Origin of the sequence: Leptospira perolatii, assembly GCF_002811875.1 — a bacterium.
GTDB classification, from domain to species: domain Bacteria; phylum Spirochaetota; class Leptospiria; order Leptospirales; family Leptospiraceae; genus Leptospira_B; species Leptospira_B perolatii.
Genome location: NZ_NPDZ01000014.1, coordinates 39,830 through 55,164, shown reverse-complemented (window position 1 = coordinate 55,164; position 15,335 = coordinate 39,830). Strand labels below are relative to the sequence as shown.

15 protein-coding genes are annotated in these 15,335 nt (G+C 42.2%); 1 reads left to right on the top strand and 14 read right to left on the bottom strand.

What is annotated here, in order from left to right:
• Nucleotides 1-3 precede the first annotated feature (3 nt).
• From CH373_RS16440 to rfaE1, 11 genes are all read right to left on the bottom strand, one after another.
• On the bottom strand, nt 4-1,797 hold the full coding sequence (locus tag CH373_RS16440) for an LIC_11548 family sensor histidine kinase (RefSeq protein ID WP_100714095.1): 1,794 nt from the start codon (nt 1,795-1,797) through the stop codon (nt 4-6).
• Complete coding sequence (locus tag CH373_RS16435) at nt 1,794-2,060, bottom strand: HPr family phosphocarrier protein (protein ID WP_100714094.1); 267 nt, start codon at nt 2,058-2,060, stop codon at nt 1,794-1,796. Before CH373_RS16435 ends, CH373_RS16440 begins: the two co-directional genes overlap by 4 nt.
• Entirely contained in the window at nt 2,035-2,997 is a 963-nt protein-coding gene (gene hprK / locus CH373_RS16430) for an HPr(Ser) kinase/phosphatase (RefSeq protein WP_100714093.1), read from the bottom strand. The genes CH373_RS16435 and hprK overlap by 26 nt, the downstream gene beginning before the upstream one ends.
• Nucleotides 2,998-3,001: 4 nt before the next feature.
• Nucleotides 3,002-4,432 carry an RNA polymerase factor sigma-54 gene (gene rpoN, locus CH373_RS16425; protein ID WP_100714092.1) on the bottom strand — a complete coding sequence of 477 codons (1,431 nt, stop codon included), beginning with the start codon at nt 4,430-4,432 and terminating at the stop codon, nt 3,002-3,004.
• Nucleotides 4,429-5,154 (bottom strand): LPS export ABC transporter ATP-binding protein, encoded by a 726-nt coding sequence (gene lptB, locus CH373_RS16420; RefSeq protein ID WP_100714091.1) that lies wholly within the window; start codon nt 5,152-5,154, stop codon nt 4,429-4,431. Before lptB ends, rpoN begins: the two co-directional genes overlap by 4 nt.
• Before the next feature lie 6 nt (nt 5,155-5,160).
• Complete coding sequence (locus tag CH373_RS16415; protein ID WP_100714090.1) at nt 5,161-6,540, bottom strand: LptA/OstA family protein; 1,380 nt, start codon at nt 6,538-6,540, stop codon at nt 5,161-5,163.
• A gap of 5 nt (nt 6,541-6,545) precedes the next feature.
• Nucleotides 6,546-7,190, bottom strand: a complete 645-nt coding sequence (gene lptC, locus CH373_RS16410; protein ID WP_100714089.1) for an LPS export ABC transporter periplasmic protein LptC — start codon at nt 7,188-7,190, stop codon at nt 6,546-6,548.
• Between the two features lie 7 nt (nt 7,191-7,197).
• Nucleotides 7,198-8,052 carry a 3-deoxy-8-phosphooctulonate synthase gene (gene kdsA, locus CH373_RS16405; protein WP_100714088.1) on the bottom strand — a complete coding sequence of 285 codons (855 nt, stop codon included), beginning with the start codon at nt 8,050-8,052 and terminating at the stop codon, nt 7,198-7,200.
• On the bottom strand, nt 8,049-9,668 hold the full coding sequence (locus CH373_RS16400; RefSeq protein ID WP_100714123.1) for a CTP synthase: 1,620 nt from the start codon (nt 9,666-9,668) through the stop codon (nt 8,049-8,051). Before CH373_RS16400 ends, kdsA begins: the two co-directional genes overlap by 4 nt.
• Before the next feature lie 70 nt (nt 9,669-9,738).
• On the bottom strand, nt 9,739-10,218 hold the full coding sequence (gene rfaE2 / locus CH373_RS16395; RefSeq protein WP_100714122.1) for a D-glycero-beta-D-manno-heptose 1-phosphate adenylyltransferase: 480 nt from the start codon (nt 10,216-10,218) through the stop codon (nt 9,739-9,741).
• 23 nt (nt 10,219-10,241) lie between these two features.
• On the bottom strand, nt 10,242-11,252 hold the full coding sequence (gene rfaE1 / locus CH373_RS16390) for a D-glycero-beta-D-manno-heptose-7-phosphate kinase (protein WP_100714087.1): 1,011 nt from the start codon (nt 11,250-11,252) through the stop codon (nt 10,242-10,244).
• 53 nt (nt 11,253-11,305) lie between these two features.
• Here rfaE1 and CH373_RS16385 point away from each other — a divergent pair, with 53 nt between their 5' ends.
• Nucleotides 11,306-11,929: an LON peptidase substrate-binding domain-containing protein gene (locus CH373_RS16385; protein ID WP_207761474.1), complete on the top strand. Its 624-nt coding sequence runs from the start codon at nt 11,306-11,308 to the stop codon at nt 11,927-11,929.
• A 28-nt stretch (nt 11,930-11,957) separates the two neighbouring features.
• Here the strand turns inward: CH373_RS16385 and CH373_RS16380 are convergent, their stop codons facing one another.
• From CH373_RS16380 to CH373_RS16370, 3 genes are read right to left on the bottom strand one after another with little or no spacing between them, the layout of a single operon-like run.
• Entirely contained in the window at nt 11,958-13,229 is a 1,272-nt protein-coding gene (locus CH373_RS16380) for a C40 family peptidase (RefSeq protein WP_100714085.1), read from the bottom strand.
• Nucleotides 13,226-14,518, bottom strand: coding sequence for a peptide MFS transporter (locus tag CH373_RS16375; RefSeq protein WP_100714084.1), 1,293 nt, complete (start codon nt 14,516-14,518; stop codon nt 13,226-13,228). Before CH373_RS16375 ends, CH373_RS16380 begins: the two co-directional genes overlap by 4 nt.
• On the bottom strand, nt 14,491-15,048 hold the full coding sequence (locus CH373_RS16370; RefSeq protein WP_100714083.1) for a cob(I)yrinic acid a,c-diamide adenosyltransferase: 558 nt from the start codon (nt 15,046-15,048) through the stop codon (nt 14,491-14,493). Before CH373_RS16370 ends, CH373_RS16375 begins: the two co-directional genes overlap by 28 nt.
• Nucleotides 15,049-15,335: the final 287 nt, after the last annotated feature.

Here is a 15,335-nt window from a genome sequence, read left to right as displayed (position 1 = left end):
TCTTTAAGCTACAGGGAGTTCGATGCGGAACTTACATCCGCCTAATTCCGAAGAATCTACTGAAATATGCCCATTATGGTCAATCACACTTTTTTGTACGATAGAAAGGCCGATCCCGGAAGTGTGCTCATCCTTTGTGGAGAAATACGGTTCGAACACCTTTGTTCTGTAATCTTTCGAAATTCCGGTCCCATTGTCCTCTATTGTAAGTACGATGGACTTCCTCATAATTCTCCTTTCTAAACGAGTGGATACTTGAACCTTTCCTACGTAATTCGTTAACTTTTCCTTTGTTTTTTTTCGCTCTATGGCTTCTACCGCATTTTTTAGCAAATTGCTCATGATCCCTAAGAACAATTTCTTATCCAGAAATATCTCCGGGAGATTTTTTGTTAAGTGTAGTTCGAATTGTATTCCAGGAGTATTTTCATAAAGTTTAATGCTTTCTTGTAGAATCGGTTCCAGATGCTGGTTGATCAGTTTCGGAGCGGGCATTCTTGCAAATTCAGAAAACTCGTTCACAAGATGTTCCAGGATTTTTACCTGGCCTACGATTGTTTCAGTTCCTTTGGTTACGATTTCCTTAAATTGTTCTGAATTACTGGATTCTAATTTTCTACGGATTCTTTCCGCAGAAAGTTGGATAGGAGTTAAAGGATTCTTGATTTCGTGCGCCATTCTCTGTGCGACCTCTTTCCAGGCGGCGATCCTTTGAGAATGCATCAGTTCTGCATTTTTGGATTTGAGATCCTTTACCATTTGGTTAAAAGAATCGATTAAGGCTCCAATTTCTCCGGTTTCCTTGATCGGCAAATTAATATCTGTATCTCCTAGCGACACTTTATGAGTCGCGTTGGCCAACTCTATGATCGGTCTAGAAATTTTTCGAGCAAAGACTAAGGAAAAGAAAATGGATAACAAAAATACAAAAATAGTCAGCAAGCTGATTGTTAAGCGAAGTTCGTAAGGTAATTTTTCTTTGGCCAAATCCGCCTTGTGATAGTTCTTTCGAGTATTTAATAGAGAATAAGCCCTCTCCTCTTCTCCCACAAAAATTCTCTTTCCTAGAATAAGAAAGCTACCTTGTTTTAACGAAGGTAATTTTAAGAAATAATAACATTCTCTGGGCAAAAGAGATACTGACTCTTGAATTTTTTCTCCTGGTAAAGGAAAAAAGGAACTCTGCTCGGGCTTTCTCCGCAAGTTTCTATTTTCCAAGATAGGATTTTCGGATTCGTACCACCCCACATAGTAGTGGGAACTTTTCAATAGATCTAGTTCGTGAGCACGTAGTGTTAAAAGATTTGAATCAGGATTTTCTGTTCGGACCAGATTTTGCAAAAGCTTCGCTTTTCCTAGTAGATCCGCCTTGTCCGGTTCCATCTGCTTGCGGACAAAGTATTCTCCAGAATCAAGAGCTTGTGCGATATCCAATCCATAGAATCCTTCGAACAATCTTCCGGTCACATTCGATGACAGAAAAAAAACAGGGATAGATGGGAGCAAGGCCACAAACAGAAATGCCAAAGAAAGCCGGTACCGAATCGAGCTTTTGAGCCTACCGGTTTCTAGATTCCGTTTGTTTCTGTAGAGATAGGAGATGATTAGAAAAAGCGAAAATAGAGGAATCGTGTAATAGATATAGACCAAAATTCGATCTACGAAGGTAGCATCGGCGTTGTTCCGAAAATGTATAATTTCCGCAAAAAAAATAGCGAGTATGATTACAGCGGATAATATCCACAGATCACGGAAGTAATATCGATTTTCTTCGCTGCGAAAGAAAAAGAAATTCATGACGCAAAATCGCTCTGTACCAAACGAGTCAGGGCGGAAAGTGCCTCATCCTCCCTTTCTCCGGAAGCTTTGATTACGAACTCTTGGCCTGGTGCAAGCGCTAACATCATGAGTCCCATAATGCTCTTTCCGTTGACTTCTACGCCTTCCTTGGTCACTAAAATCTCACAAGGAAATTTGGATGCGCAGTTTACAAATACCGAAGCGGGTCTAGCATGCATACCCGTACTATTCTCGTTAATTCTGAGGAGGATTTCTCTCAAGTTTTCCCTGTTGTAAATAAACACCAAGCTTTTGGTTGAATTCAGAAGCCGCGTTCTTTCCTAATTTTTTTAGTCTTTGGTTCATTGCAGCTGTTTCCACAATGATCGGGATATTTCTACCGGGTCGGACAGGAACTTTGATCAACGGGATATGAACTCCCAAAACTTCCTCGGTCAGATTTTCCAATCCAGTACGATCAAATTCCTTGTTTTCGGTCCATTCTTCGAGGTGAATGATCAATTCGATCAGTTTGTGATCCCGAACTGAACCGATACCGAAAATATCCTTTATATTAATAATTCCTAATCCTCGAATCTCCATATGATGTCGTAGTAGATCCGAGCAAGTACCGATCAGGTAACTTTCGCTAAGTCTCCGGATTTCCACCATATCATCGGCGACCAATCTGTGGCCCCTTTCGATCAATTCCAGTGCGGTTTCGCTTTTCCCCACGCCACTTTTACCGGAAAGTAATATACCGATTCCGAATACTTCAATGAGCACCCCGTGCCTCATCGTTCTTGGAGCTAGGCTTCGATCTAGAATCTGAGAGATCAATGTGATGAATTTATGCGTAGAAACTTCTGACCCAAGTAAAGGAATATTGAGCCGATTGCAATATTCTATGAATATCTCCGGCGCCGGATTTCCGTGAGTGAAAATGATACAATTTAAGTGAAAGTGAAAAAACTCCGAAGCGATTCTTGCGAGATCGTCTCCATTCTTAGATGTGATGAAAGCCCACTCCCCTTTTCCAAAAATCTGGATTCGATCGTGTGCAAAGCTTTCATAAAACCCTGTGAGAGAAAGTCCCGGTCGATTGATCTCCGAACTATGAATTCTATTTTGAAGTCCGGCCTCTCCTGCAATTAGAACCAGACCCAACTCTGGATGATCTTTTAAGATATTAGCAACATTGATTCCGGGAACTGACATCGAATCACCTGGATTCTAAAGATTTGACTTTCTTTCTTTGGCTAGAAGGAAGAATTCGAAGGATCTTCCGATATTTTGCTACCGTTCGTCTAGCGATTTCTATCCCTTTTTGTTCCATGTATTCGACGATCTCTTGGTCGGATAGAGGGTTTTCGGGATCTTCGTCCTTTACTAAAGTGCGAATCATATCGTGGATTTTCTTAGAGGATTCCATTCCGCCTTCGGAAGATTTCGACTTAATTCCGGATGAAAAGAACCATTTTAGTTCTAGTATCCCCCAGGACGTCTGCACATATTTGTTGGAAGTGATCCTTGATACAGTGGATTCATGCAGATCCAATTTTTCTGCGATATCCCTGAGTGTAAGAGGACGCAAAAATCTTACTCCCTTTTTGAAAAACTCCTGTTGCAATTCAATAATCGCAGAAACCACCCGAAACAGTGTATGCCTTCGTTGATTGACAGATCGGATCAGCCATTCAGCGGAGCTCAATTTGGTAGAAATAAATTCTTTATCCGAATCCTTGGCTCCCTTCTTTAGGAAACCTTTATATTCCTTATTAATCTTTAATCTAGGAAGCCACTCGTCGTTTATGAAAATATTGAACTCACCGCCGATTTCTCTTACGATCACATCCGGAATGACATAGTCCGGTTTTTTGGGAGTGTACAGAGTAGCTGGAAATGGCTCTAGCTTTTTGATCTCGGCAGCCATTGCTTCTACATTTTCCACTGGAATTCCCATTTTCTTGGAGATTCCTTTGTAATCTAGTTTTTCCAAATCCTTGATATAGTTCTCGATTAGGTCATGGAGTTTTGTATCTCCCGGCCTAAGGATTCTAGATTGTATGAGTAAGGTTTCCTGAATATCTTTTGCACCAATTCCTAATGGATCCAATTGATGCAACTGTGAGAGAACCTTTTTTAGTACCTTCGTGCTAACTCCGATTTCGGCGGTCAGTTCTTCGAGTGATTTTGAAATGAAGCCCCGATCGTCGAGCATTGAAATTAGAATTTCTGCGATCTCAATTTCTTTTGGTTTCAAGCTAGAAATTCGCAACTGCCAGAGAAGGTGTTCGGATAAAGACTGTGTATTCGGAGAAGATTCGATGTATTTTTGATTCCGGTCAGAGGCGTCTGTTCCTCTGGATCTAGGTCTTTCTAAGCTAAAAGAATCTTGCCATCCCTGGTCTGAGTTCTTTAGAAAATCATTTTTTTCTTTTCTTCTTAAATCATCCAAGGAATACAGATCTGGATTCTTACTTCTTTCGAGAGAAGGCTCTTCTTCCAGCATTGGATTTTCGATCAACTCCGCGCTGATTCTATCTGCTAATTCTACGGTAGAAAGTGGTAACAACTCGATGGACTGGCGAAGATCTTGGGTCATCACCAGTTTTTGCGTCTGCTTTTGTACGAGTTGCTGGTTTAAGTTCACAGCTTGAAATCCTCTCCCAGATACATACGCTTTGCTTCAGGATCGTTTACTAATTCCTTAGGCGTTCCTGCGATCAAAATTCTACCGCTGTGCATAATGTATGCTCTGTCCGTGATTTTCAAGGTTTCTCTTACGTTGTGATCCGTTATTAGGATTCCCAACCCTTTCTTTTTAAGGCTATTGATCACGGTTTGTATATCCTTAACAGCAATAGGATCCACTCCCGCAAAAGGCTCGTCAAGAAGGATAAAGTCTGGATTTGTAACTAGAGCTCGTGCGATTTCGCAACGTCTTCTCTCACCCCCGGAAAGTGTATAGCCTTTTTGATTGGCAACTCTCATAATTTGGAGTTCTAAAAGGAGTTCATCTCTACGCTGAATAATCTCCGCTCTCGGAAGTTTCATCGTTTCTAAGATAGACTCTAGGTTTTCTGCTACAGTGAGCTTTCTAAAGATTGAGGCTTCTTGTGCTAGATAGCCGACACCTAATCTCGCACGAGTGTGCATTGGAAAATCTGTAACATCTTCTCCATCAATGAACACATGTCCCGAATCTGGCCGCACGAATCCCACAGACATGTAAAAAGATGTAGTCTTTCCAGCTCCGTTCGGTCCGAGTAGTCCGACTACTTCGCCTTTCCGAATGTCAAAGCTGACCCCGTCCACAACCTTGCGCTTGTTGTAGACCTTAACGAGGTTTTCCATTCGAAACCTAGTTCCCATGCGATATCAATTTCCTAGATGGACTCCTTCCGTCAAAATCGCGCGGCCTTCTCTAGGATAAAAGAGGATTTTTCCGGCTCTCAAAATTCTTCCGTTCCTTTCCATTCTAGGATTTCCTTCTAGATGAACCGTTTCTTCCTTTTCGTAATAGGTAGCGTATTCTCCTTGGGCCTGGGTGCCTTTGCCTTGTATGGTAATATTGCCTCGAATGACTGTTTCGTCTCGATCCAAAAATCTTTCGAATTCTTGTGCCAAGATAGTTGTAGTAACTTCTCCTGACTTAGCATCCAAGAATTCCATTTTTCCGTTATCAGTTAAATGGAGGTAATTTTCCTTTCGAAAAAAATCCAAAATATTTCCGGTAAGTACAAGATGATTTTCTCTATCTTCGATTTTGATGGAATCTCTTCCTTTAATCGTATGGCCGTCTGCACCGATCGATTCCAATTTGTTCGCGTTAATTTTTAGATTTTCACGAAGCACAGATGCATTTCCTTTCAATACTGTACTTCTTTCGCCAGATTCTCCGATCGAATTTTCTAAGTTGTCACCTTGTAAAATGGTAATGATTCTTTTTTCTTTGGACTTTCCTTCTTCGCCTTCACTGGTAACTGACTCGGTACTTCCCTGGATCAAAATGGTTTTTGAATCTAGCACGATTCTATTATCGCTCGTATAAAAGGACAGATTTCGACCTGTAAGATATCGATCTTTGGAGAGTAAGAATGGATTCTGATCTGTCGTAATTACTTCTTCCGATTCGTTGAATGTAGCTTCTTTGCAAAAAATAGTCACTTCAGGATGAGAGACTGTGACTCCGCCCTTTAGCTTTGTGATTTTTGTATTGAGCTGCCTTTCTATCGTTTGCGCATAGATGATAGTAGTTTTGGCGTTCTTGTCCTTAAAGAAAAGTCTGGGTCTATCCTTTATGATGACTGTTTCTTCGTACTTGTCATAATCTCCGCTCCCTGCTCTGAGAGTGGTTCCATTCTCCTGGTCCTGAACGGTGACTCCGTACTTTAAATAACCTTTATATGCTTCCTTACCAATGACCTCGATCGTGTTAGCTGACAATCGGACCTTCTTATGTTGGATCCAAGCCCCTCCTTCCAAAGTGAAAACAGTGACTTTTAGTCCTTGGTACAACCTATCTTCCTGAGTAAGTGCATTCCCTCCCCAAAAAGTCGGAAAGCTTTCTTTTCTAGTCGGGTCCGGCTCGCCGATTCCAGTGACCGGTTTTCTCTCTAAAGTATCTGGAGAAAATAAAAGAGGAGGTCTTACGTGGGAAGACGAATCCGAAACTACCAAGAATATTACAAATACGGCCAAGATCGATTTGCTCCAAGGCAAAGTACTGATTGCTGTACTCGGAGGAAATGATTTCATTTTGACTAGCGATTCTTCTTGGGAGAAAGTGGGTTACTCCCGCCGTGGGTCACTGCAGTAGGACGCAAAATCGTGTACTTGTTCAGGTCTTTGTCTGCTCTCAAGCCTACACCTCGAATTGTAGTTCCATCTGCTTCGATGATTACCTCTTCGTCAGAAGAAACTTTCTTGGTCTCAGTATTGTACTCCAAAGATTTTGCTCGTAAAATTCTATTTCCGTCTGTCTTGAGTAAAATATTTCCATTTAAGAGCATCATTTTTGTCTTATGATTGATTTCTCCCTTATCTCCGACCAGAGCTGATTTGAATTTGCCGTCTTCGAATTGTTCAAAGTCTATATCGTAAAATACTGTTCTGCCCTCTCCTACAAATACGAAGGATTCTTTCGCCTTCAATTTCCAGAGAAGTTTTCCTTGCTCGTCGTATTGATCTCTTTTGAAATTTCGAAATGAAATCGTGGAGCCTGTTTCTCTCTCGCTTTCTACTCGAGTGTATTTCGCTTCTTTTTTGGAAGCTAAGGTAAAGAATAGAATCAACAGTGAGACACCGACCACAGCTGCCAGGATCAGTCTGTATTTCTGTATCGTTTCTCTGTCTAAACTCTGAAGAAATTTTCTGAGTCTTTGGTACAAGTTTCCGAAGGAAATCATTACAGATTTAGTTACGGTTCAGAATTTCCTTTTTAACGTAACGATCCAATCCGATCAGTTCTTTTAACAAATCCTTGATTTTATCGATCGGATACTGGGTGGTTGCATCCGAAAGAGCTTTCTCTGGATCCGGGTGTACTTCCATAAAGATTCCTTCGATTCCGAGAGCCACTGCACTTCGGACGATACTCGGAATGTACTCCCTCTGGCCTCCGGTAATATTTCCTGCAGCACCTGGAAGTTGCGCGGAGTGAGTTCCATCGAACACCACTGGAATATCATAATTATGTAATATAGGAATCACCCTTCCGTCGAAAACTAAATTTCCATATCCGAATGAGGTTCCGCGCTCTGTCACCAGATATTTTTCGGAACCAGATTCTTGGATTTTTGTCTTGATATGTCTGCAATCCTGAGGAGACAAAAATTGCCCCTTTTTGACGTTTACCCATCTTCCGGTCTTAGCCGATTCTGCGATCAAATCTGTTTGTCGGCAGAGGAAAGCAGGGATTTGATAGACGTCGATTACGTCCCTTAACGGTTCTATTTGAGAAGTTTCGTGAATGTCCGTTAGAACTGGGACCTTGTACTTCTTTTTGATGAATTCGAGATGAGAAATTCCTTCTTTTAGTCCAGGTCCACGATAAGAGTTTACGGAAGAACGGTTCGCTTTATCGAAGCTGCTTTTAAACACATAAGGAATTTTTAATTCGCTGCAGATTTCGACCATTTCGCCGCATACTCTATCGAGTAACTCTCTGTTTTCCATGACGCAAGGTCCGGCGATTAGAAAGAAAGGTTTATCTCCTCCTATCTCCGTTTCCCCTATGAATTTGCGAATCTTTGCGGTACTATCGCTCATAAAATCTTCCTGGAATTTTTGACAGCTGCTCGAATGAATCCAGCAAATAAAGCATGAGGTTTCGTAGGTTTAGACTGGAATTCTGGATGGAATTGCACTCCGATAAACCAAGGATGATCAGGAAGTTCTACAATTTCCACGAGGTTCTCATCAGGTGAAGTTCCCGAGAAAACCATTCCGCCTTCTTCGAACTTTTCTCTGAAGCGATTTGTGAATTCGAATCTGTGTCTATGTCTTTCTTTGATCAATTCTTGTTTGTATTCTGCAAATGCTCTGGTTCCTTTTTTGACTTTGCAAGGATAGGAGCCCAGTCTCATGGTTCCGCCCATCTGATCGATTTCCATCTGCTCTTCTAAAAGCGAAATCACTGGATGAGGAGTGTCCGGTCTGATTTCCGTGGAATTTGCGTCTTTTAATTCCAGCACATGTCGTGCAAATTCGATCACAGCGCATTGCATTCCGAGGCAAATTCCAAAGAAAGGAATTCCTTTGGTTCTAGCGAATTGAATCGCTGCGATTTTTCCCTCGATTCCTCTGTCCCCAAAACCCCCAGGGACCAAGATGCCGTGAACTCCTTTTAGGACGTCCTTCACATTCGATTTATCTAATTTTTCCGGATCTACTTTTACGAATTCTACATTCGCCTCGTTTGCGATTCCACCGTGAGAAAGCCCTTCATATACCGAGCGATATGCATCGTGCAAAGAAATATATTTTCCAACGACTCCAATTTTCACACTGGTCTTTGCAGAATGTAGGTTCTTTATGATCTTGTCCCATTCTGTGAAATTGGCCCTTCCCAGATCCATGCCCAAGGTCTTTAGCACGACTTGGTCTAGTTTTTCCTCTTTATACATTTTAGGAATTTCATAAATAGAAGTACTGATATCGGAAGCGGAGATAACATTTTCTTCTTTCACGTTACAGAAGAGAGAAATCTTACTCTTCATGTCCTTGCCCATCGGTTGGCTCACTCTACAGATTAAGATATCTGGCTGTATTCCAAGAGCCAAAAGTTCCTTCACAGAGTGTTGCGTAGGTTTTGTCTTAGCTTCTCCCGCCACGGTGATCGTTGGCACCAAAGTAACGTGAATGAATAGAACTTGAGAAGGACCGTGCTCGTATCTCATTTGTCGAATCGCTTCTAAGAAAGGAATGGATTCGATGTCGCCTACCGTTCCTCCTATCTCAACGATCACAAAGTCTGTAGCATACTCTCTCGCAAGTGTATACATTCTGTTTCGGATTTCGTTGGTAATATGTGGAACTACTTGGACAGTTCTGCCCAAGTAATCTCCCTTTCTTTCTCTTTGAATGACAGTATTATAAATTTGTCCGGTAGAAACAGAGTTCTTTCTAGTAAATTTGGATTTCGTGAATCTTTCGTAGTAGCCTAGATCTAAGTCTGTTTCTGCACCATCTTCGGTGACGTAGACTTCCCCGTGCTGGTACGGACTCATTGTCCCAGGATCGATATTGATATACGGATCCATTTTTTGCAGAGAAACAGTATAACCCCTACTTTCCAGCAGGCAGCCTAAAGCGGCAGCAGATACTCCTTTTCCCAGGGAGGAACACACTCCTCCGGTGACAAAAATAAATCTAGTCTTGGACAATGACCTCTCCCTTCCCTTCTGGAACAGGGTTTTCTTCGGTTCCGGAAAAACCAACTCCGAAATTCCAGTTTTACTTGGTTTCAGAGTGTGAGCGGATTTTCTGGATCAGTTTGGTACTGGAGAATCCAGGCACAAAGGGCAATATTTTTACTTCTCCACCCAGCTCTCTGACTAAGGGAGTTTCGGGAAGTGCTTCCACATCGTAATCACCGCCCTTCACGTGCACATGAGGTCGTATTCTGCGGATCAATTCCAGAGGAGTATCTTCTCCAAAGACTGTGACTGCGTCTACGAATTGCAGACAAGAAAGAAGCAAGGCTCTGTCTTCTTCCGAGTTCATCGGACGACTCGGTCCTTTTAGCCTTTTTACAGAAGAATCCGAATTGACCCCAATCCAGAGGAAGTCCCCCAAATCTCTCGCTTGGGTCAGATAGGTCAAATGTCCCTTGTGCAAAAGATCAAAGACTCCGTTGGTAAATACGATTCTTTTCCTGCTTCGTACGGAATCCGAAAATGCACTAGAATCAGAAAATGGAATCACCTTCTCAATGCAATCGCGCAGTGAATCGTGAATCAAATTAAGATTCCTTTAAGATTCAAGGCGTCTGTTAATTCTTCGATAGAAGTAGTTTCTGCGCCTAACTTTCCTACTACGATGCCAGCTGCGACATTCGAGATAACCGCTGCCTGGATTTCATTGAAACCTGCCGCCAAAAAAGCCGTGAATGTAGAAATTACCGTATCTCCGGCTCCAGTTACATCGAAAACCGCCTGAGCTACCGTTGGAATATGAGTCGTTTTATCGAATTGTTTTGAGTATAGGCTGAGTCCTTTTTCTCCGCGTGTGATCATCATCATCGGAGAGTCCAGTTGTGCCGCGATTTCTTTTGCAGCAAATTCCACATCTGCATCGGACTCCAATTTTCTACCTAAGGCCTTACCTGCCTCGTGATGATTTGGAGTCATAATGCTCGCACCATTGTACTGAAAAAAGTGGGACACTTGCGGATCAACCGTTACGATCTTTCCTTGTTTGATCGAAAGATCGATTACTCCTTGGATCAACTTAGGAGTTAGAGTGCCTTTGTCATAATCAGACAATATTACTGCGTCTGCTTGTGCAATCCTTTCTTCGAATGCCTGCAGTAGTTCATTTTCTTCGGAAGCTGTTAATGGAAAAGTTTCTTCTCTATCGATTCTACAAACCTGTTGGTGTCCTGCAATCACTCTCGTTTTCAAAATTGTGGGAACGTGAGTTGACTTTACAATTTTATTATCTTTCGCAGAAGTGTTTTCTTGTTCTAATAAGCGAAGTAGCAACTTGGAAGTTTCGTCTTCTCCGCATCTTCCTAAAACTACGGATTTGACTCCGAATTTAGAAAGGTTTTTGATTACGTTTCCGGCTCCGCCCAAAGTGGAATTTTCACTACGGACCCAAACCACGGGCACCGGTGCTTCCGGAGAAATTCGATTTACTTCTCCGATTAAATATTCGTCCAGAATCAGGTCGCCGATTACGATCACTTTCAGTTCCGGAAGTCTTGAGATTGCTTTTGCGTAAGTATGAGGTTCTATCGTGTACAATTTCGCGCCGTATATGCAAATTCGTTTGCGTTTTCACTTCAAAAGGTTAGGATATTTTCTCCGTGTCAACTACTACAATCCCCATTTTTCCTCTACCCGAGGTGATCCTGTTTCCGGGGACATTTTTGCCTCTGCACATCTTTGAACCTAGATATAGAATGATGTTGGATTACTGTTCCGAGTCGGGGGAAGAAATGGCTGTAGCTCCCATCAAGTTGGACAAGCTCAGAAAATCAAATCCCTATCCAGAAATTGAGACCATCTTCGGGTGGGGAAAAATCATCCGAAGGGACCCCTTACCGGACGGAAGATCAAATATCTTACTCGAAGGAAAGGGAATTGCTAGATTAGAGAACTATGAAGTAATGGATCCTTTTCGGATCGGAATTGTCGAGAAGATAGAATCGAACCTAGACTATATCGAATCTCCGGAATTTATAGAGACATTTGACAGAATTCTTTCTCTCACAAAACGAATCCTACTCTCAGAGGGTGCGCAAGACAACCTGATCATTCGAATGAACGAACTTTGGAATCATCCTTTTCCACTCGATTTTATCTCTTCCATATTAAACTTCGATTTCAATAAAAAGCAGGAGATCCTCAGCCAAATGGATCCGATCCTGAAAGCAAAAACTCTATTAGAGATCGTGGAGGACATGAATCTAAGAGAGTAAAAGCTTTCGCGGTTTCAGAATCCCTTTTTTAGGGCACGATTTTTTTAAAAGGTCTTCTAGACAGTACGTATCGATCCACCCACCACTTGGATTGGATCTTATCAATTACCACACCTCTCGTTGAAGAAGCGTGAGAAAATTCTGTTGTGGAAAGAATAAGCCCTACGTGGGTGATTTTCGACTGATTGGGAGACGCAGAAAAAAAGATCAGGTCTCCAGAGTTTAGCTGAGAGTGTTGAACAGAGGTTCCGATTTTCAGCTGTAGACTAGAACCATGAGAAATGATTTTTGTAGGAACTCCTATCCTTGGGTCTATTAAAGTCTTATAAGTAAAACCAGAACAGTCTACTCCGGATTTACTTTCCCCTGCCCATTTATAAGGAGAGCCAACCCATTCTTTCACTACTGTTCTCAGTTTAGAAGTAGAGACAGTGGTCCAATCGCCCGTATAATCGCTGTCAGTCGGAACTGGTTGGTCCGGGGGCGGAATATCTGGAACCAAAGGCGGATCTTGAACCGGTTCGAACTTTGGCCTTTCTCCGATGGTAATACTTCCTACATCTTCCAAAGAGGATTCTACAGAGCGAGCATGTGAGAATACGCTTTCTTTTCTAGAGATCGCGCCGTTCATATCCTCTGCATGAATTTTTCTTAAATTAGAAAGTAAGGCAGCAGATCCACCTTCCGATTTTCCCTGCAAGGAATCGTTCCAAGCAGATTCAATTTTGGAAAACGGAACCTTTTTGCCCTTGGAAGGAAAGGTATTCAAAACTCTATAAGCAAATCTGTTTTCCGGAAAATCCAAAAGTTTTCCCGCGGCCAAGGCTCTTCCTCCAGCTAAAATAGAAAGACCGTCCCATTTTTTCTCCAGAGCCGCTTCTAAGAATCGATTTCGAATCGGCTCTTGGATTCCGGCAATCTTTGCTTCTCGGAAAAAAAGCCCGATATAGGCAAAGTCCTCATTGGACAAATCTCGCTTCACTGAAATCGGAATCGTATCTTCGGCGTCTTCAAAGGAAACACCTAGTTGTTCCGCATAATCTACTTTTACGATCAGGTCGGCTACCTTTTCCGGAACCATTCCTTCCATGATCGCCCAGGGAATTAGGTTTTTTGTGATTGTTCTAACACCAGAAGTTTCTGCACGAGATCCCAACTTTTGAAAAACAGAATTACGAATCAGTAATGTTTGCCCAGCGTTGAAATCTTCCTTTAACAAATCAGAAAAAGGATCCGAAAAAATCGGAGCGGAGAGTAAGAGGCAAATAAAAAAGGTCGAGGTTTTAAAAAAGAATTTCATCGTACTCCGTGCATCCAAGCTTGTAATTGTTTTCTAATTAAGAATAAGACGAATCCTATCACTCCAGGAATTCCTACAAAAATCAAAAAGAATCCAGGCAGATCTTCTCTTTTTCCCATCAAACCGGCCAATTCTCCGGCGAGCAAATGCCCAAAGAAATTCGCCAAGAACCAGATACCGAGCATCATAGATACAAAACGAATCGGGGAAAGCTTTGTGACTAGGGACAGGCCCACAGGAGAAACAAAAAGTTCACCGATCGTATGCAAAAGAACTGCGCCGAAGATCCACCAAATCGACAACTTTTCCGTCGGAAGGAAAGTACCGATGGAAAGTAGAGCGAAGCCCAGAGCTAAAATCCACATTCCAAAAGAGAACTTTAAAGTAGTTTCCGGGTGTAAATTTCGAGTTTCCAGAAATTTCCAGAACCAAGCGACTATTGGAGCCAGAGCAATGATCAACAGAGGATTCAAGGATTGAAAAATCGAAGCCGGAATTTCATAACCGAAAACGTTCCGGTCAAGATATCGGTCTGTGAATAGATTCAACGAAGAGCCCATTTGTTCAAAGCAGGCCCAAAAAGCCACGCTAGAAGCTGAAAACACCAAAATCGCAAAAATTCTATCCCCATCGATCTGGAGATTCAAGTCTGCATTTTTTTCCTGATTCTGGGGAAGTGAAATTCGGAATGCATCTTGAGGAATATTATTATTTTGGAATGTAAACATCACTAAACCAAAAAGCATTCCGATTGCTGCTGCTCCAAAACCGAAATGCCAGCCTATCTTTTCTCCCAAGAAACCGCAAATAACAGAGCCAACAAACGCACCTAAATTGATTCCAATATAGAATATCGTAAATCCTGCATCTTTTAGATCGATCTTTCCTTCTAATTCGTAGATTTTTCCGACGACTGTAGAAATGCAGGGTTTAAAAAATCCATTTCCCAAAATCAAGAAGCCTAGTCCCAAGAAAAAAATTCCGGAGCGCTCGATTGCAAGAGAGATATGACCTAGCATGATCAAAATTCCACCGATATAAATGGAAGATTTGTAACCCAGGTATCGATCTGCTAAAAATCCACCCAGAATGGGGGTTACATAGACTAACGCGGTATAGATGCCGTAAATTCTTCCAGCTTCGGAGTCAGAGAGCGACCAAGATTTGGTCAGAAATAAAATAAGAAGAGCACGCATCCCATAGTAGGAAAATCTTTCCCACATCTCGACGAGAAATAGAATCCGGAGACCTTTCGGATGAGTTAATTTCCCTTGGCTCTCGATTTCCACTGTGGTTCCTCTACTTTCTCCTCGAAGTTGGAATACCTTGCGGCTACAAATAGGAAGTCCGACAACCGGTTTAAAAACCTAAGATTTTCCGGAAAAATTTCTAGGCCGCTTTCCTTTTGCAACACAACTTCTCTTTCCAATCTCCTCGTAGTAGTTCTCGCAACGTGCAAAAAGGAGGCAGATTTTGTGCCACCCGGAAGTATAAAATGTTTTAAAGGAGTTAAAGATTCCTGCCAGCGATCAATGCAGGATTCCAATTCTTTAATATCCTCGTCTAGGATACACGAGGAACCGTCTTTTTTCCGGTAACCGGCCAGTTCGCTACCGAGTTCAAAAAGCAAATTCTGCACTTTTTCCAGATGGGATTGCAGCTGTGAATTTTTGGGCAAAAAAGAAATCGCGACTCCGATCTGAGAGTTGAGTTCATCCGAAGTTCCATACAGTTCCACTCTTGGATCTGCCTTGGAAACCCGAAGCCCAGATGCTAAGGAAGTACTACCGCTATCGCCCTTTTTCGTATAGATTTTCATCGTATTGTCCGCGTTTTACGGGACAGAATCTCCGGAACGCTCGGTTTTTTCCCTAGGAAAAGAAGAGAAGTCAGGAAAAAAAGTTGCAAGCGCAACTGTTTGTTGTAGGATGAATGCGGTTTTTCCTGTATTTGGATTATCGTCGCTATGCGCTTTAGTCTTTAGGAAAAAACTGAAAAAAAAGTCCACCCCATTCGGACAGGGAGTGGAAATCGCAGTGGAACCCGAGTAGCCAGATGGGGCTCCCTCCCCTCGAAAGCTCGGAAATATAGGTTCGGACGGATCCG

Bases quoted from the DNA above. Each gene is read 5' to 3' on its own strand.
- CH373_RS16440 (WP_100714095.1), bottom strand. From the start codon at position 1,797: ATGAATTTCTTTTTCTTTCGCAGCGAAGAAAATCGATATTACTTCCGT.
- hprK (WP_100714093.1), bottom strand. From the start codon at position 2,997: ATGTCAGTTCCCGGAATCAATGTTGCTAATATCTTAAAAGATCATCCA.
- lptB (WP_100714091.1), bottom strand. From the start codon at position 5,154: ATGGGAACTAGGTTTCGAATGGAAAACCTCGTTAAGGTCTACAACAAG.
- CH373_RS16415 (WP_100714090.1), bottom strand. From the start codon at position 6,540: ATGAAATCATTTCCTCCGAGTACAGCAATCAGTACTTTGCCTTGGAGC.
- lptC (WP_100714089.1), bottom strand. From the start codon at position 7,190: ATGATTTCCTTCGGAAACTTGTACCAAAGACTCAGAAAATTTCTTCAG.
- kdsA (WP_100714088.1), bottom strand. From the start codon at position 8,052: ATGAGCGATAGTACCGCAAAGATTCGCAAATTCATAGGGGAAACGGAG.
- CH373_RS16380 (WP_100714085.1), bottom strand. From the start codon at position 13,229: ATGAAATTCTTTTTTAAAACCTCGACCTTTTTTATTTGCCTCTTACTC.
- CH373_RS16370 (WP_100714083.1), bottom strand. From the start codon at position 15,048: ATGAAAATCTATACGAAAAAGGGCGATAGCGGTAGTACTTCCTTAGCA.